This window comes from Natronococcus sp. A-GB1 (genome assembly GCF_029688845.1).
Classification (GTDB): Archaea; Halobacteriota; Halobacteria; order Halobacteriales; family Natrialbaceae; genus Natronococcus.
The window spans coordinates 34,349-50,281 of record NZ_JARUKW010000014.1 but is presented as its reverse complement, the minus strand read 5'-3'; the positions used below and the strand labels follow the sequence as shown (position 1 = coordinate 50,281).

The window sequence follows — 15,933 nt, the reverse complement described above, 5'->3', positions numbered from 1 at the left end:
ACTCCTGCTCGAGTGTGAGCGGCGCGGAACTCGTTTCGATGCCTTTGATAGATCGGCAGTCCGACGAGCAGCCACTCGAGACGCGATTGCTCCTCCAGCTCCGCCCGTGCCGACCTCGAGGGGCAGCTGAGTCTGTACGCTGAACCGCTCCGAGGCCGAGTGAGTCGAGGTGTCGGCAGCGCGCCGTCACCGAGCGAGACCGAGGGGTTCGTGGATCGGCGTCCCATTCAGGTCACGGAAGACCGGGGGTGTCCGAACGACTCGACGCACCCGGCCAGCCTCCGCCTGTAGACGGCGAGGGTCGCGCCTCGTCGCCGTTCGATACGCTCGAGCGTTGGACCTGTTGCTCGGACTGACGTGGCTCACGCGCCCGTCTCGGTGCGACAGCAACTTCTCGCCGAGAAGCGACCGATCCGTCCTTGATCCCGCTTGATGGAGGTGGTGATCCCCTCGAGAGCTCGCAGCCCGGCTCGAGTCACGGCTGTCCCTATATCGTTCCGATCGGAAGACGCTCTCTCGTCGCCTCACTGCAACCGACGGCGGTCGCGTCTCCGACGGAGCCGTCGCTCCCAGATCACGCTCGAGTGTCCGTGAGCGCGCTCTCACGAGTGCTCCGCACCCTGCAACTGATACCGACAGAGCGGAGCCCGACTCCGTACAGGTCTACACGTGAGCCCAAGAGGCGCGTCCGGAGAACGCAACACGTCTCGAGCGATGAGTGTGTCCCGTACTCGAGCGCAGCAAAAAGAACGGAGCTGCTAGTCTTCGCGGCCGAACATCTGGCGCATCATCGGATGCATCTCCATCATCTGCTCCTCGGCGATCTCCTCGTACAGCTTGTACGTGATCGAGACCGCGAGCAGCAGCCCCGTCCCGGTGACGGCGCCGATGGTGCCCAGCATGTTCGCCCAGACGGCGAGCAGTCCGACCAGGGCGCCGCCGATGACGGTCACCTGCGGGATGTACCGCTCCATGACCTTCTCGATGACGCCGACGTTCTGTCGGAACCCGGGGATCTGCATCCCGGAGTTCTGGATCTGTCGGGCCGTCGCGTCGGGGCCCATGTTCGTCGTTTCGACCCAGAAGATGGCGAAGATCGCCCCGCCGATGACCATGAACGTCAGGTCGACGGAGATCCGGATCAACACCATCCACGTCTCTTGGGCCACCTCGCCAGTCCACCACATCCAGTCTTCCGGCGAGTAGATCGGCGCGGTGTAGTAGAAGAACCCGCTGACGGGCTCTCCCTGTGCGTTGTACTGACCGAGGACGGCGGGCATACCGGCCCACGTTCGGTCGAGGATCTGACCCATGAACTGGATGTTCGCCTGCAGCGCCCGAACGAGGATCATTGGCAGGACGCTCGCGTAGATGAGCTTCACGGGGAAGCGACCGCGGGCACCCTTCACACGGGCGTGACTGAGCGGGATCTCGACCCGAACGGACTCGGCGTAGACGACGATCGCGAAGATCAGAATCGTCGTCAGGAGGGCGATGATCTGGCCCTCACCGAGCAACAGCGTGTTCAGCGTGTCCCCGGCGAGATCGACGTCGCCGAAGATGATCTGATACCAGTCGTAGAAGAATCCGCCCTCCGCGGGCTGGATAAATCCGGTGACCAGTCGCTGGCTCACGCCGGCGATGATGAACAGGCCGATCCCGCTGCCGACGCCCCACTTGCTGACGACCTCGTCCATGTACAGGATGAGCACCCCGCCCATGAAGATCTGGAGGAACATCAGCACCTGGAGCTGCGTACTGTCGAACGTGAGCCCGCCGAGCGACAGCGACTGCTGGACCGGGAGGAAGCCGCCGGCGAACACCATCGGCAGCGCGGTTAGCGCCGTCATGATGATGACCAGAAGCTTCTGGAGCCCCTGGTAGAGAACCTGATCCCGCGGGTCGTCGGTATCAAGACCAAGGAGGTTCGCTCCGCCCAGTAACTGCATCACGATGCTCGCCGTGACGATCGGGCCGATACCGACCTGGAGCAGCGAGCCGTGCTCACCCGCAAGGATCGCACGGAACTCCCCGAAGAGGTCAGTCGCGCCCTCGGCCTGCATCCCAAGCAGGGCGATGTTCGTCAGGAAAAAGTACAACACGAGGATGCCGGCCGTCCACGCCAGCTTTCGCTTGAAGGGGACGTGCCCCTCCGGGCGTCGGACCGTCGGCATCCGTGTCAGAACCGGTTCAGCGGCTTCCTTCCATCCCATGCGTTAGTCCTCGACCTGTTCTGACTCGTCGTCGGTGTCGTCCTCGGCCTCAGCTTCGGCCTCGGCTTCCTCCTGGGCTCGCTCGGAGAGCACCGCCTTCCCGCCGGCGTCCTCGAGCTTTGCCTGAGCGGCCGCCGAGAAGGCGTCCGCCGTGACCTCGAGTGTGTTCCGGACCTGGCCGGAGCCAAGTACCTTCACGATATCGACGTCGTGGCCGCTGTCGACGACGTCGCGCGCGTCGAGTCGGTAGCCGTCGTCGGTCTCTTCGGCCTCACCCTCGGCGGCGTAGAGGACCGCGTCCTCGTCGAGCTTCTGGACGTCGATCTCGGCGACGTCGGCCTGAAGCTCGTCCGGTCGGTTGAAGCCGTGTTTGCCCTTCGGTTCGTAGTTGTGGAACTCGTGTTTGCTGCGGCCGGCACGTCCGCGTCCGCCGCGATGGCCGGCTCCTCGGCGGTTCTTGTGGGAGCCGCCGCTGTGCGTCCGGGATCCGCGCTGGCGTCGTTTTTTACTCGTCATGGTTTATCGCATCGATTCTAACAGTTGATTAATCTCCTCGGTTGTATGTTTTCCGAGTTGGCCGCCCTCCGCGGTCGGCTTCTTGATCCCCTCGTGACCGCCACGCGGGGGGTGGAGACGCAGCGTCGGGGAGAGCCCCTCCTCGCGAAGGGTCGTCTCCTCGGCGAGCAGCGCCTCGGCGAGCGCACCGAAGTCGTCGTATGCGGTGTTCTCGGCGAGCCACTCCTCGTCGACGTCTGCCTGTCGTCCCTCGAGCGGTTCCGCCCGCTTGGCGAGTACGGTCTCGAGGACGTCCTGATCGGGTTCGCCGATCGCGACGTAGTCGTTGACCTTGGCGACCATCCCGTCGTACGTGTCCGTCTCGGGGACGAGCGCGCAGTGGTTGACGCTGTGGATATTGAGCATCTCCAGGGTGTCCTGGATGTCGGTCTTGCGGTTGACCTCGCCGCGTACCTGTACGACTGCTCTCATTGGTCAGCCACCTCCGCTTCCTCCTGACCCCGGGAACTCGGGTAGCGCGACTGGGAAGCGTTCTCGAGCGCGTTGAACGTCGCCTTCGCGAGGTTGACCGTCGTTCGCGTGTTGCCGTGGCTCTTCGTCCAGGCGTTCTCGATGCCGGCCAGTTCGAGGACGGCGCGAACCGTGTCGCTGGCGGCCAGCCCCAGCCCCTCGGGGGCGGGGATGAGCTCGACCTCGACGGAGCCGGCCTTGCCGGTCGTCTGTCGGGTCAGCGAGTGTGGGCGGTCCGAGCGGTCCTCCCAGGAGCCCGATCCGCGGGGCACTTTGATGATGTTCAACTTCGCGATACCGATCGCCTTCTGGATGGCGGACCCGACCTGGTCGTCGCGGCCTTCCGCGTAGCCGACGAAACCGTTGCGGTCGCCGACTGCACAGACACAGCGGAACTTCACGCGCCGTCCGGAGTCGGTCATCCGCTGGACCATGTTGATGTCCAGCACTTCGTCGTCCAGTCCGGGGAGGAGCTGGTCGACGATCTCGGGCTCCTTCAGCGGGAGGCCCGAGTTGAGAGCGTCTTCCATCGTGTCGATTTCGCCCTCCTGGACCATTCGGCCGAGACGGGTGACGGGCTCCCATCCACCGTCGTTGTAGTTGTTTCCACTCATTCGAGAATCGCCTCTCGTACCTCGTCGAAGTGTTCTGGTAGCTCTGTCGCGTCGAACTCGCCGCCGTACAGCGGCTCGTCCAGCTGTTCGGCGTACTCGGCGATATGCTCGCCGCGGGTACGCGACCAGTCCGCGAGCACGCTATCGTTGTGCGGGATCTCGAGGCCGGCGTCGATCGCCCCCTCCTGGACGGCGAACACCTTGTTGCCCGGCGTCGCCTTGTTGAGGCCGATGTCGAGGACCGCTTCCTCGAGGCCGGCGTCGACGGCTCGCTTCCCGGCCAGCAGGCCGGTCAGATAGGCCGCGGAAATGTTACTCGTGGGTGCTTCCCAACCGTACTCCTCGAGATCGCTCGAGTGTGCGCTCGCAAGCGTTTCGTCGCCCTGTGGGCCGGGAACGATCAGCTGCGCCGTAGTGTGCTTGTTGCTCTTCCGAGCAACGAGGCGTGGCTTATCCGATTTCAGCAGGCGCAACCTCTGATGGTAGTCCGTCCGGACCTCACGGCGACGGCGCATTGGAACGTTGTATCGTGGTCCTGTCGCCATTACTGGTCACCGTAGTTTTCGTCGATGTAGTTCAACAGATACCGGACGCTACGGAACTCGCCACCGCCAGCCTTCTTGTAGAGCTCGCGGTACTGCGTGGGCGTGATCTCGCCCTTGTCGCGGAGTTCGCGCAGCTTCCGTCGCTGTGCACGAATCTTGTCCTGCCATTCGTCCTTCTCGCTCTGACGGGCGCCCTTCTTGCCCTTGCGCTTGCCCTGGCCCTTGCGGTGGCCGTAGGCGCGTTTCGCGTTGCGCTCGCGGGCGCGGCCTCGGGAGTTGCCGCGGGCGTTTTTGGCCTGAATGCGGCCGTCCTCGACGAGTTCGCGGATCTCGTCGCGGGTGATTGCCTCGGCGATGTCTCCCTGGGCGTCCGGGTCGATCCAGACGCGGTTCTTGCCGACGTCGAGGACGTCGGCTGCCAGTCGCTTCTGTGCGGAGAGATCAGTCATTGGATTCCACCTCGACTTCCTCGTAGGTCGGGTTCAGGACGCGAACGCCCTGCTCCTCGGCCTGCTCCTCGATGCGCTCGCGCTTGCGTGCGCCGACCGAGGAGGAGATGCGGACCGCCTCCGTGTCGCCGTCGACACCCTCGAGGTCGTCCGTGTTCTCGACGTAGACCTCGTCGAATCCGCTCGGGTGTTTGCCACGAACCGCTTCGGGGGTTCGGTAGCCGGCCTGGACCTTCGGGCCCTTGCCTTTGATGCCGCGGCGCTGCTTCGAGAGCTGGCCGCGGGGACGGCGCCAGGATTCGGGCGTCCGCTTTTTCTTGTGGTAGTCCTGTCGATTGAACTGCGGTTTGCCCGCCTGCTTGCGTCGGGTGAGCAGACGCTGCTCGTCCTCGGAGAGCTCGGGCGTCTTCTCGGTTAGCCCGCGGGGCTGCAGTTCGGTCTCGACGTCCGATTCCGGCTCTGTTTCTTCCTCGGCGCCCTCGTCTTCGATCTCGGCCTCGGTCTCCTCGGTTACCTCGAGGTCGCCGACGTCGGCTTTGATTCGGGCGGCGAGTGCGTTCCCGACGCCGTCGGCTTCCGCCAGGTCCTCCTGGTCGGCCTCCTTGACGTCGTCGATCGTCTCGAAGCCGGCGTCGCGGAGCGCGTCGGCTTTGCTCGCGCCGACACCGCTGATGTCCTCGAGATCCTGTGGACCCTCTTCGGCTTCGGCCGTGGCGTCCTCGGTCTCGGTTTCTGGTTCGTCGTCAGCCATCTATCAGGCACCTCCTTTCGCGGGCTTCTCGGTGATGTAAACCCCGTCCTGGAAGACGCGGGTGTCCTTGCCGCTGACTCGGGTCAGCTGCTCGATGTCCGCCGCCGTCTGGCCGACGTCCTCCTTGTTCGGGCCGGAGAGGACGAGCCGTTCGTCGTCGACGGAGACGTCGGTCTCACCGTGGATGGTCGTGCGTCGCGGTGCCTTCTCGCCGAGGAAGTTCTCGATGACGACCTCGTCGCCCTCCACGCGGACCTGCATCGGGAAGTGAGAGTAGAAGACCTCCATCTTGTACTCCCAGCCCTCGGTTACGCCGTGGAAGGCGTTGTTCAGATGGCTCTCGAAGGTGCCGACGGTCGCGTTCGTCTTCGCGTCCTCGGCTGCACTTTCGATGACCACCTGGTCGTCTTCGGCTTCGACGGTCACGTCGGGGTACCAGAGACGCCGGGTCACGGCGCCCTCGGGTCCGTCGACGGTCACGTCGAGATGATCTACCTCGACAGTTACGTTTTCGGGAATTTCCAGTTCGACTCGCATTGTTAGTAGACGTATGCGATCACCTGGCCGCCGATCCCCTGCTCACGAGCCTCGTAATGGCTCATGATGCCGCTGCTCGTCGTGACGACGAGCGCACCGAAGTCTCGAGCCGGGAGGTATCGCTTCTCCCACTTCTCGAAGTCTTCGGCACCGGCGGCGTAGCGGGGCTTGACGGGGCCACACTCGTTGATCGCTCCTTTCAGTTCGACATCGAACTGACCGGCCTTACCGTCGTCGACGAACTCGAAGCCGTCGATGTACCCGCGGTCGTAGAAGACCTCGAGCACGCTGCCGATCTCGTTCGAAGCGGGCGTTACCTCGTGGCTCAGTTTCCCGACGCTCTCGGCGTTGTCGATGCCCGAGAGCGCGTTGCTGAGTGGGTCGTTTCCGGTCATGTTATCGGTACTTCCTGAATCCCATGTTGCGGGCGATCTCTCGGAAACACTGTCGACAGAGGTTGATGTCGTACTTGCCGACGAGTCCCTGTTTGCGGCCACAGCGCTGGCACTCCTCGATCTGGCCGGTGCGCTTTGCCGCGTGCTCGCCCGTCTGGTCGTTTTCTACGTCGCTTTCACTCATCCGTGGACTCCTCTACGTTGACGTCGAAGTTCGCCTCGAGGTACCGAATCGCGTCCTCGGGGGTAAGTCGGTGCTTCGACGGGATCGATCGGGTCACCTTGTCGCGCTTGGCGATGCGATAGCCCGGGCGGACGAGGTTGACGGTCACGTCCATCCCGTAGATCCCGACGTTCGGGTCGTACTCCTGGCTCGGGAACTCGGTGTGTTCCTCGACCCCGAAGCTGAAGTTCCCAGTGTTGTCGAACTGGTTCTCGGCCAGCGTCGCCAGCGGCAGAGCGGTCTCGAGGAACTCGGCCGCGTCCTCGCCGCGAAGGGTAACCTTCGTGCCGATCGGGTCGCCCTGTCGGATGCCGAAGTCGGGTTCGGTCCGCTTAGCCTGGGTCCGGACGCTCTGCTGGTCCGTGACCTCCTCGATGATGTCTTCGGCTTTGCCGAGTTCGCGGCCACCGCGGCCGACGCCCATGTGGACGACGACCTTCTCGACGCGGGGCTCGCGCATCTCGTGGAACTCGCCCTCGGCTTCGCTACTCATCATCATCACCGTCCTCGTTGGTGAAGTTCTCGTCGATCACGACGACGTACTCCTCGACGGTTTCGAACTCGCCGTCGTCAGCGTCGACGGTGACGATGTTCGATCCGCTACCGGGGGTGACGTCGATCTCGGTGACTTCGCCGATCTTTCCGCCGTGGTTGCCGCTAATGGCCGTGACGAGTGCACCCTCCTCGTAGGGGAAGTGTGCGACGACCGACTTGTCGTCGTTGTCGACGACGACCGAGTCGTTCGTGCTGTACTCGCTCTCCTCGGCGAGGATGTTCGTTCCGTCGTGCAGCGTAAGCTGGGTGTCGCCACCCGGAACCTGACGCTTGCCCTCGATCTTGCCAAGGCGGCTGTCGGCGGCGTCGGCGTCGATCTCGGTCAGCGCGAGTCGGCCGCCCTCGTCGGGGAAGACCCGGTAGTACTCCTCGCGACCGGGGAACGCAACGATGTCGAACATGCCGATCGGGCGCTGTTCGTCGTTGATCGGTTCCCCGTTGACGAGGATCGAGTCCTGCGAGAGGGCGTACCGCGCTTCCTTCTTCGAGTCGACGTAGCCGAGCACGTCCCGAAGCAGGACGACGAGCGGAACGCCGTCCTCACCGTGCGGGCCGGAGTCGGCCTTGACCGTGAAGACGTTCGTCTTTCGCTCGACTGGCCAGGACTTCGGCACGGACAGTCGTTTCTGATGTTTCGTCATTCGCTATCACCTTCGGTGCCGTCTTCGTTCGTGTCGCCCTCGAGGCGCGCCTCGCGGCGCTCGTCCTCGAGGTCGAGATCCGTGACTCGGACGTTCGATGGGTCGAGCGGCCGCGGGACCTCCTCGCCGTCGGCCGTCTCGATGGTCACGTCCTCGACGTGGATCGTGCCGTCCTCGAGGATCGCGCGAAGGACCTCGCCGGTCTCGCCGGCGTGGTCGCCGCGCATGACTTCGACGGTGTCGCCCGCGTTGACGCGGGTCCGTCGCGTGTCGTACTCCTCGCGGAGGTCATCCGAGAGCGTCGCGTGAAGCTGCTTCTGTCGCTTGTGCAGCGGTGCACGCTCCGTCTGCGTTCGCTGTTTGTGTGGTTGTTTGCTCATACTCAGACGATCATCGTTGCGGTCGAGGCGATCGCGCCGAAGCGTTCGGCGACTTCGCGAGCGATCGGGCCCTTGATCTCCGTTCCGCGGGGCTCTTCGTTCTCGTCGATGATGACCGCCGCGTTGTCCTCGAACTTCACGCGCGTCCCGTCGGGCCGGCGGATCGACTTCCGCTGGCGGACGATGACGGCTTCGAGGACCTGGCGGCGCATCTCGGGGGTACCCTTCGTGACCGAAACGGTCACCTTGTCACCGAGTCCCGCCTTCGGCTGGCGGTTCTTGGTGCCCTGGTAGCCCGAGACGCTGATGACCTTCAGCTCGCGTGCGCCGGTGTTGTCGGCACACGTGACCAGCGACCCCTTCTTGAGTCCCTGGGTGACGTCGGCTTTCATCGCCTCCATCACTGATCACCCTCGACGGCTTCCTCCTCGGTACCCTCGGTGACGTCGCCGGTCGAAAGCTCACGGTCAGGCTCGGCCTGACGGGTGAGCGCGGCGATGTCCTCCGCGGTTGCCTCTTCGGTTACTTCGACGACCACGTGCGATTTCGTCTTCGACAGTGGTCGGGTCTCTGCGATCTTGACCGTGTCACCGACCGAGAGCGGCTCGAGCACGCCCGGTACGTGGGCCGGGATGCGCGAGCGACGCTTCATCTGGCGGTCGTACTTCGGAACCGCCACGTCGTACTCTCGTTCGACGACCACGGTCTTGTCCATGTCCGTCGAGATGACGGTCCCCTCGAGGATCTGACCTCGAACGGAGAGCTCGCCGTAGAACGGACACTTCTCGTAGTCGTATTCCTCCGGGTTTTCCGGTTCCGGAGGGGTTTCAACGTCTAATCCTATTGCCATGGTGAGTCACCATTCGTTTCCGTGCGTCGGGCGGGTTGTGAGAGCAGTCGCGAGCCATCGACCGTAACGTAGGCCACGTCCTCGCCGGCAGCGTGGCGGCGATTCCGTAAAGAATCGTCGCCACGACAGTCGGCGGCATCGCCGCCGACTCGGTCTGCGAGGACGGACGAATCGTCCGCCCCTGCAGGTTGAGTGTCGGCCAGTTTGGACGCGGTCCCCGACGCCTTCGCGGCGTCGGCGGCGTCATCTGTGATCGCGAACTCGAACGTCGAGCCCGACTTCGGCACCATCACGACCCGAGACGCGCCCTGCTCTCGAACTTCTATCGAGAGGGTGTTGGTCGTCTCGATGACGACCCGTCCCTCGAGGCCGACCCGCGAGGCGTCGTCGCTCTCGACGACGCGGACGGGCAGGCCGTTGAGTTCGTGTCGGGGCAGCGTTTCGGGTGTCAGTGCCATCGTTTGTCTGTTATTCGTCGTCTTCGTCCAAGTCGCCTTCCTCTCGCTGGATCGTCTTGATCCGGGCGATAGTGCGACCCAGTTCGCCGATTCGACCCGGGTTCTCCGGGGCACCACCGGCGGCGAGGACGGACTTCTGGTTGAGCAGCTCGGTCTCGAGCTCCTCGAGTTCGGCCTCGCGTTCGGCGGCGGTCATGTCGCGGATCTCTTCGACGTGGAGGATCGCCATCAGGCGTCACCTCCCTCGTCTTCGTCTTCCTCGTCCATCTCGGCCATCAGCTCCTCAGCCTCGGCCTCGACGTCCTCCTCGAGCTCGTCTAAGTCCTCCTCGATCGGAGCCTCGTCGGGGATGTCGACGTCGTCCTCGGCGGCGTCGACCTCCGCTTCGATGACCTCTTCGATGTCCTCTTCCTCGGGTTCGGGCTCGACGGCGTCCTCGGCGGGGGCTTCGGCGCCTTCCTCGGCGGCCTCGGCCACCTCGGGCTCGCCCTCGAGCAGCTCCTCGACGCCCTCGGCCTCGTTGGCCTCGACGGCATCGGGGACGACCTCTTCGGGGTCCATCTCGTCGTGGACCTGGAAGTCGTCGGGGAGCTCGGCACCCGGCGGGATGATCTTCACGTCGACGCCGATCGTGCCGAGTTTCATGACCGCGACGCCCTGGCCGTGGTCGACGACCTCCTCGGCGGGCTCGCCGTTGTGCTTGATGTAGCCGCGGTTGAACTTCTCGACACGCGAGCGAGCGCCCGTGACCTTTCCGGAGAGGACGATCTCTGCGCCGAGCGCGCCCGAATCCATGATCCGGTCGATCGTCGTGTGTCCGGCCTTCCGGAAGTACCAGCCGCGCTCGAGTGCGTTGGCCAGTCGGTCCGCGACGATCCGTGCGTTGAGGTCGGGTTCGTCGACCTCCTGGACGTCGATCTGGGGGTCCTCGAGGTTGAACTTCTCCTCGAGAGCCGTCGTGACCTTCCGGATGTTCTCGCCGCCCTTGCCGATGACCATCCCTGGCTTCTCGGCCTTGAGAACGATCTGGGTACCCATCGGCGTCTTGGCGACGTCCATACCGCCGTAGCCTGCGCGGCCGAGCTCTTCTTCGAAGAACTCGTCGATCTGAGACCGCTGCAGGCCGTTTTCGATGAACTGGTGTTCGTCAGCCATTAGTTCTCATCCTCCTCGTTCTCGTCGGCTTCCTCGACGACGATCTCAACGTCGACCTCCGGCGTGTTCCAGGCGGTCGCACGCCCCATTGCGCGGGGCTTGCGGCCGACGGACTCGCCGACCTTGTGGGCGGCGACGTGAACGATCTCCATCGAGGCGCCGTCGAAACCCTGGTGATCGGCGTTGGATTCGACGTTCTCGAGCAGATCGAGGAACTCGCCCGAGACCTTCTCGGGGTACTTACCGGCGTCCCAGCCCTCGACGTCCGAGCGGTGACCCGCACCGGAGTTGTGGGACTTAAAGGGTACCGACTGCTCCTCGTCGATTACGTCCTGAAGGTACGCCTGGGCGTCCGCGACGGTTCGGCCCTTGATCTCGCGGGCGACCTCCTTGCTGTGCTTGTGGCTCATGTGACGCTCCCGGAGCATCGCTTTCGCGGTGGAGTCCGGATCCGCGTCGACTGAGTAGTTGATTCCCATACGGTGATCACTTCAGTGGGACGAACTTCGACGATCGAGTTGCGCCGATACCCGCCTGTCCGTGTTCGACGGAGGTGCGGGTCAGCTGGAACTCGCCGAGATAGTGTCCGATCATCTCGGGTTCGACGCGAACGCGCTCGAAGGACTGTCCGTTGTACACGGAGAAGGTCAGTCCGACGAACTCCGGCAGCACCGGCATGTCGCGCAGGTGCGTTCGGATCGGCGCGTTGGCGGTCTCTTCCTCGCCTTTCTCGCGGGCCTTCTCGAGCAGCTTCTCCTGCTCGACGGAAAGTCCGCGCGTGATACTTCGCCGCTTGCGTGCGGGCAGCAGTTCCGCAACCTCGTCGAGCTCCATCTCCTGCAGCTCCTCGAGCGTGTGACCGCGGTAGGTGAACTCACCTTCGCGGCCGGTTCTGTACTCCTGACTCATTTGTTTCCACCTCGGCCGGTACGGCGCGAGGAGATGTCACCGACCTTCCGTCCCGGCGGGGCATCCCGCGAGACGGACTTCGGTTTGCCGGGGTGCTGTCGGCCACCGCCACCGAACGGGTGGTCGATCGCGTTCATTGCAACACCGCGGACGCGGGGCCACTTGGTACCCCGGGCTTTCATCTTGTGATACTTGTTTCCGGCTTTGACCATCGGCTTCTCCGTGCGTCCGCCACCGGCGACGACGCCGATGGTGGCACGACACTGCGGATCGAGGCGCTTGACCTCGCCGCTGGGAAGCTGGATGACCGCGGCGTTTCGGTCGTGGGTGATCAGGTCCGCGTTGACACCCGAGGCGCGGGCGAATCGACCGCCGTCGCCGGGGTTGGCCTCGATGTTGCAGACCGGAACTCCCTCCGGAATCTCGGCCAGCGGCATCGTGTTGCCGGGCTTGATTTCTGCACTGACGCCGACCTGGATCTCCTCGCCGACAGTGATCCCTTCGGGCGCCAGCACGAGGCGCTGGTCGCCGTCCTCGAACTCGATGGCCGCGACGGGCGCCGAGCGAGCGGGGTCGTGTTCGATGTCCACGACGGTCCCGCGGATCACGTCGTCGTCTTCCTCTTTCTTGTGGTCGAGCTTCGCCTTGTATCGGTGCGACGGGGCACGGAACGTCGGGGTCCCGCGACCGCGTCGTTGTCCCTGAATTCGTCGTCCCATTCTCAGAACACCCCGATACGCGAGGCGACTTCCTGGGCGTCGTCGTCCTCGGACAGTTTGACGGTTGCTTTCTTCTTCCCGTTCATCGTCATCTGTGTGTTGACGCTATCGACCGAGACCTCGAAGCGTCGCTCGACTTCCTCTCGGATCTCGGGTTTGGTGGCGTCGGGGTTGGCGACGAACTGGAGCTTGTTCTCGAAGTCCATGTCGTTCATCGCCTTCTCCGTCACGAGCGGGTGGTCGATCGCGCCGCTCATCGGTCGGCCACCTCCTCGAGTGCGCTCTCGGTCCAAACGGTCAGTCGACCGGGCTGGGTGCCCGGTGCGAGATCCTCCGCGTTGACCTCAGCGGCCGTCGTGACGTCCGCGCCGGCGAGGTTCCGGGCCGCACGGGACGGGCCGGACTCACTGGAGGTGACGAAGAGGATCGACTTGGGCTGTTTGTACTTGCGTCCGCGGGTCTTTCCGCGACCCGAGCGCACGCTGCGACCCTCGTCGGCTCGCTCGACGTCGTCGGCGAGACCGGCGGCCTCGAGGAACTCGACGACCTCCTTCGTCTTCTGGAGGTCCTCGAACTCGTCGCTGACGACGATCGGTGCCTCGACGTCCGCGTCGAACTCGTGACCGCGGTCGGCGACGAGCTCGGCGTCGGTCGTCGCGGCGATGGCGCTGCGGACGGCCAGCTTCTTCTCTTTCGTGTTGATCGATTCGGTCCAGTCCTTCTCGGCTTTCGGCGGGTGTCCCTTTCGTCCCTTGACGGTCTGGGGAACGCGTCGGGCGCGTCCGTTCTGTCGGGGGACGTGGGCCATCCCGCGGCCGCTACCGAACGATTCGGCCGGCGTTCGCATGCCGGCGAACTCGTCGGCGCCGTAGTCCTGTTTTCGGTTGGCCTGGGCGGCACGAACGGCACGAGCGATCAGGTCCGGGCGGTACTGGGTTTCGAAGACCGCCGGGAGCTCGATCGTGTCCGCGTCCGAGCCGTCCAGGTTGCGTACTGTTGCGTCCATGTGTTATCCCTGGTTGGATGCGGTGGAGACAAACCGGACCTCGGGATCGAGGCGCGGCTGGTCTCCGGGTCGGATCGCCGGGCGGAAGCGTACGAGACGCTTGTTCGGCCCGGGGAGCGAGCCCTTGATCAACGCGTGCGGTCCGTCGACCTCGCCGTAGTTGACGAAGCCGCCGTCGACCGTCGCGTCGGCGCCGTCGCCGATGTCGACGAGGCGCTTGTTCAGTTCCGTCCGCTGGTGGTAGCCGGTCTGGCCCTGCTGGGGGACCGTCGAGCGGACGCGGGAGGGGTTCCAGGGGCCGAGGTTGCCGATGCGACGGCGCCAGCCCTGCCGGGCGTGTTTGCCCTTGCGTTTCTGGACGCCCCATCGCTTGACGGGACCCTGGGTCCCTTTCCCTTTCGTGACGCCGCTCGCGTCGACGTACTCGCCAGCGCGGAACGTGTCGTTCATGACGTGTTCCCCGCCGTCGGCGATCAGCTCGAGTGCGAAGTCGACGCGCTCGTCGACCGAGCCGCCGCCGACGCGCGTTTCCATCACGTCCGGTTTCTTCTTCGGTACCGATGGTACCGCCGAAGGCACCGTGTGCGTGATGACGCGAACGTCGTCGACGCGGCCATCCTCGAGCAGCTCTCGAAGCTCGTCTTCAGCCGCGTCGGCGTCGTAGTCGTCACCGGGAAGGTCCAGAACGCGGTCGAGTTCGGGAACGAACTCGTCGGTCCAGACCTCGGTGATCGGTTTCTTTCCGTACGGTGTGTCCTCGTACGCACGCAGGGCGACCGCGCGCATCGGCGGCGTCTCCACGATCGTGACGGGGACGGTCTCCTCCATCCCCTCGGTCGGCGAGTTCGCTTCGTCGTCGACCATCACGACGTGGGTCATGCCGGCCTTGTAGCCCGCGAAACCCTGGAGCGTCGGCTGTCCGTCGTCGTCCGGCCACGAGTTAAAGCGCGGAACCTCCGAGGAGGCGCGCTGTCGTGGGCCGAACCCGAGTGAGCCTTTGCGTGGTGAATTTGGTTGTGGCATTCTATCACTCTCTGAGAGTGAGGGAGGCGAGCGTTGCGAACAGAGCCTCTTCCGTTCGCACCACGTCGCTTCCCTGGTCCGGAACCGTATTCAGCCAGAGGTCGAACCCCGGATCGATGGGTTCGACTCCGTCACCGTCGACGCCGTCCCAACGGGACAGCGCGTCGACGGCCTCCTCGTCCATTCCGAGGATGTCCGGCAGCCCTCTCTCGGGTGCCCCGAAGACGACGGTCATCCCGTCGCGCTCGCGGCGTCCGGCCAGCGTCCTCAGCCGCCCGACGGTGAGTTCTGCACCGAATCGAGAGGCTGCAATGCGGACGCCGGCGTCCTCACGGCCGAGTGCTGCCTGGAGGTCCGTCCGCTCGACGTCGAGCCCCGGGAGGGGTTCGTCCTCGAGTTTCGCCCGGACCGGTCGTCGCGAAGAGATCCTGACGGTCACGCGCTCCCCCTCCTCGACCTCCATACCGGGAGGCACGTTGAGGGAGATCGGGTGTTGCAAGCCGCAATTGACCCGCACGCGTTGATCAGGTCCGACCTCGGTCACGATTCCTTGTCTTGACGACCCCGAACCGTTCGATTCGGAGCCGGTCTGTGACACGGCGCGGAGCGGGGGCAGGATGCCCGCGTACTCGAGTTCGTCGCGCATCCCCCAGGCCTCGTTTCGGAGGTAGGGGGGCGTCGTCGCGTACCGCAAGACGGTGTCGACGAACTCGCCGCCGAATCGCCCGCGTTCGCCCTCCCGGTCGGGGAAGACGACGAGCCGATCCGCCCGGAATACGGTCGCCGCGCGGGCGACGTATCCGAGCTTGCGAGTTGCCTCGCGTTTGTCCTCGGCTTCGCGGGTGAGCGACGACGGCACGAGCACGCTGACGGTCATGCCCACGCTTCGGCGCCGCGTCACTAGACTGTAGCGATGTCTTGCCGACAAAGTCTTAAAAGGGTAGCGGATTCGATTCCGGCTGTGAACGGCTCACAGGTGGGAAATCGGCGCATACGGGTCTTCGGGGCACACTGTCACGAGTGACGACCCGTTTTTCGCGCTGGCGCGCCCTTGAGACCGTGAGACGGCCACTACGGGACGGTGAGCGGTCGACGAATGGTACGCCTGGACGAGTCACACATCCCTCGATTCGCAATCCTTATACAGCTACCAGAGATAGGTGAGAGTGCAACAGGGCGCTGGTAGTGTAGTGGTATCACGTGACCTTGCCATGGTCACAACCTGGGTTCAAATCCCAGCCAGCGCATTTCTCCGACTACCACACCGCGAGCACTGCGTAGCAGTGCGAGTATCCGTAGTCGGAGAAATCAGATCTGGATTTGAAGCATACCGAGGTTCTGCGAGCGAAGCGAGCAGGTTCTCGGGAGCGGTTCAAATCCCAGCCAGCGCATTTCTGTCGCGAACAAACCCGTGAGCGACAGAAATCGGACCTGGATCTGAACAAGAGAAGTCGCAGCGCCGAGCGAAGCGAGGTGACCGTCTT

At 64.6% G+C, this 15,933-nt stretch carries 25 protein-coding genes and 1 tRNA gene; 1 reads left to right on the top strand and 25 read right to left on the bottom strand.

Going from position 1 to position 15,933, the window contains the following annotated elements; translation table 11 throughout:
- Positions 1-758 precede the first annotated feature (758 nt).
- Genes secY through QA600_RS15970 form a run of 25 tightly spaced genes read right to left on the bottom strand, consistent with a single transcriptional unit; the run spans position 759 to position 15,326 of the window.
- The gene (secY, locus tag QA600_RS16090) at positions 759-2,213 is read right to left on the bottom strand and encodes a preprotein translocase subunit SecY (protein ID WP_278292963.1); all 1,455 of its coding nucleotides are present in this window, start codon (positions 2,211-2,213) and stop codon (positions 759-761) included.
- Positions 2,214-2,216: 3 nt separating this feature from the next.
- A complete protein-coding gene (locus tag QA600_RS16085) occupies positions 2,217-2,729 on the bottom strand; it encodes an uL15m family ribosomal protein (RefSeq protein ID WP_278292962.1) in 513 nt (170 codons plus the stop codon).
- 3 nt (positions 2,730-2,732) lie between these two features.
- Entirely contained in the window at positions 2,733-3,200 is a 468-nt protein-coding gene (gene rpmD / locus QA600_RS16080; RefSeq protein WP_278292961.1) for a 50S ribosomal protein L30, read from the bottom strand.
- Positions 3,197-3,853, bottom strand: coding sequence for a 30S ribosomal protein S5 (locus QA600_RS16075; protein WP_278292960.1), 657 nt, complete (start codon positions 3,851-3,853; stop codon positions 3,197-3,199). Before QA600_RS16075 ends, rpmD begins: the two co-directional genes overlap by 4 nt.
- A complete protein-coding gene (locus QA600_RS16070; RefSeq protein WP_005559238.1) occupies positions 3,850-4,398 on the bottom strand; it encodes a 50S ribosomal protein L18 in 549 nt (182 codons plus the stop codon). Before QA600_RS16070 ends, QA600_RS16075 begins: the two co-directional genes overlap by 4 nt.
- Positions 4,398-4,847: a 50S ribosomal protein L19e gene (locus QA600_RS16065; protein ID WP_278292959.1), complete on the bottom strand. Its 450-nt coding sequence runs from the start codon at positions 4,845-4,847 to the stop codon at positions 4,398-4,400. The genes QA600_RS16070 and QA600_RS16065 overlap by 1 nt, the downstream gene beginning before the upstream one ends.
- Positions 4,840-5,598, bottom strand: coding sequence for a 50S ribosomal protein L32e (locus QA600_RS16060; RefSeq protein ID WP_278292958.1), 759 nt, complete (start codon positions 5,596-5,598; stop codon positions 4,840-4,842). Before QA600_RS16060 ends, QA600_RS16065 begins: the two co-directional genes overlap by 8 nt.
- 3 nt (positions 5,599-5,601) lie before the next feature.
- Positions 5,602-6,135: a 50S ribosomal protein L6 gene (locus QA600_RS16055; protein WP_278292957.1), complete on the bottom strand. Its 534-nt coding sequence runs from the start codon at positions 6,133-6,135 to the stop codon at positions 5,602-5,604.
- A gap of 2 nt (positions 6,136-6,137) precedes the next feature.
- Positions 6,138-6,530, bottom strand: a complete 393-nt coding sequence (locus QA600_RS16050; protein ID WP_005559246.1) for a 30S ribosomal protein S8 — start codon at positions 6,528-6,530, stop codon at positions 6,138-6,140.
- 1 nt (position 6,531) lies between these two features.
- Positions 6,532-6,714, bottom strand: a complete 183-nt coding sequence (locus QA600_RS16045) for a 30S ribosomal protein S14 (protein ID WP_278292956.1) — start codon at positions 6,712-6,714, stop codon at positions 6,532-6,534.
- Positions 6,707-7,246 carry a 50S ribosomal protein L5 gene (locus tag QA600_RS16040; RefSeq protein WP_278292955.1) on the bottom strand — a complete coding sequence of 180 codons (540 nt, stop codon included), beginning with the start codon at positions 7,244-7,246 and terminating at the stop codon, positions 6,707-6,709. Before QA600_RS16040 ends, QA600_RS16045 begins: the two co-directional genes overlap by 8 nt.
- The gene (locus QA600_RS16035; protein ID WP_278292954.1) at positions 7,239-7,949 is read right to left on the bottom strand and encodes a 30S ribosomal protein S4e; all 711 of its coding nucleotides are present in this window, start codon (positions 7,947-7,949) and stop codon (positions 7,239-7,241) included. Before QA600_RS16035 ends, QA600_RS16040 begins: the two co-directional genes overlap by 8 nt.
- A complete protein-coding gene (gene rplX, locus QA600_RS16030; RefSeq protein ID WP_278292953.1) occupies positions 7,946-8,329 on the bottom strand; it encodes a 50S ribosomal protein L24 in 384 nt (127 codons plus the stop codon). Before rplX ends, QA600_RS16035 begins: the two co-directional genes overlap by 4 nt.
- 2 nt (positions 8,330-8,331) lie before the next feature.
- On the bottom strand, positions 8,332-8,730 hold the full coding sequence (locus QA600_RS16025; RefSeq protein WP_005559258.1) for a 50S ribosomal protein L14: 399 nt from the start codon (positions 8,728-8,730) through the stop codon (positions 8,332-8,334).
- Positions 8,730-9,179 (bottom strand): 30S ribosomal protein S17, encoded by a 450-nt coding sequence (locus QA600_RS16020; protein WP_278292952.1) that lies wholly within the window; start codon positions 9,177-9,179, stop codon positions 8,730-8,732. Before QA600_RS16020 ends, QA600_RS16025 begins: the two co-directional genes overlap by 1 nt.
- A complete protein-coding gene (locus tag QA600_RS16015; protein ID WP_278292951.1) occupies positions 9,170-9,637 on the bottom strand; it encodes a ribonuclease P protein component 1 in 468 nt (155 codons plus the stop codon). The genes QA600_RS16020 and QA600_RS16015 overlap by 10 nt, the downstream gene beginning before the upstream one ends.
- Positions 9,638-9,647: 10 nt before the next feature.
- Positions 9,648-9,866 carry a 50S ribosomal protein L29 gene (gene rpmC / locus QA600_RS16010; protein ID WP_278292950.1) on the bottom strand — a complete coding sequence of 73 codons (219 nt, stop codon included), beginning with the start codon at positions 9,864-9,866 and terminating at the stop codon, positions 9,648-9,650.
- The gene (locus tag QA600_RS16005) at positions 9,866-10,792 is read right to left on the bottom strand and encodes a 30S ribosomal protein S3 (protein WP_278292949.1); all 927 of its coding nucleotides are present in this window, start codon (positions 10,790-10,792) and stop codon (positions 9,866-9,868) included. Before QA600_RS16005 ends, rpmC begins: the two co-directional genes overlap by 1 nt.
- Entirely contained in the window at positions 10,792-11,271 is a 480-nt protein-coding gene (locus tag QA600_RS16000; RefSeq protein ID WP_278292948.1) for a 50S ribosomal protein L22, read from the bottom strand. Before QA600_RS16000 ends, QA600_RS16005 begins: the two co-directional genes overlap by 1 nt.
- 7 nt (positions 11,272-11,278) lie before the next feature.
- Positions 11,279-11,701: a 30S ribosomal protein S19 gene (locus tag QA600_RS15995; protein WP_278292947.1), complete on the bottom strand. Its 423-nt coding sequence runs from the start codon at positions 11,699-11,701 to the stop codon at positions 11,279-11,281.
- Positions 11,698-12,420: a 50S ribosomal protein L2 gene (locus QA600_RS15990; RefSeq protein WP_005559265.1), complete on the bottom strand. Its 723-nt coding sequence runs from the start codon at positions 12,418-12,420 to the stop codon at positions 11,698-11,700. Before QA600_RS15990 ends, QA600_RS15995 begins: the two co-directional genes overlap by 4 nt.
- 2 nt (positions 12,421-12,422) lie before the next feature.
- Positions 12,423-12,677 (bottom strand): 50S ribosomal protein L23, encoded by a 255-nt coding sequence (locus QA600_RS15985; protein WP_005559266.1) that lies wholly within the window; start codon positions 12,675-12,677, stop codon positions 12,423-12,425.
- A complete protein-coding gene (gene rpl4p, locus QA600_RS15980) occupies positions 12,674-13,426 on the bottom strand; it encodes a 50S ribosomal protein L4 (protein WP_278292946.1) in 753 nt (250 codons plus the stop codon). Before rpl4p ends, QA600_RS15985 begins: the two co-directional genes overlap by 4 nt.
- A gap of 3 nt (positions 13,427-13,429) precedes the next feature.
- Positions 13,430-14,449, bottom strand: a complete 1,020-nt coding sequence (locus QA600_RS15975; protein ID WP_278292945.1) for a 50S ribosomal protein L3 — start codon at positions 14,447-14,449, stop codon at positions 13,430-13,432.
- A gap of 4 nt (positions 14,450-14,453) precedes the next feature.
- The gene (locus QA600_RS15970; RefSeq protein ID WP_278292944.1) at positions 14,454-15,326 is read right to left on the bottom strand and encodes an RNA methyltransferase; all 873 of its coding nucleotides are present in this window, start codon (positions 15,324-15,326) and stop codon (positions 14,454-14,456) included.
- Between the two features lie 299 nt (positions 15,327-15,625).
- Here QA600_RS15970 and QA600_RS15965 point away from each other — a divergent pair.
- Positions 15,626-15,696: transfer RNA gene (locus tag QA600_RS15965), tRNA-Gly, on the top strand.
- Positions 15,697-15,933 lie beyond the last annotated feature (237 nt).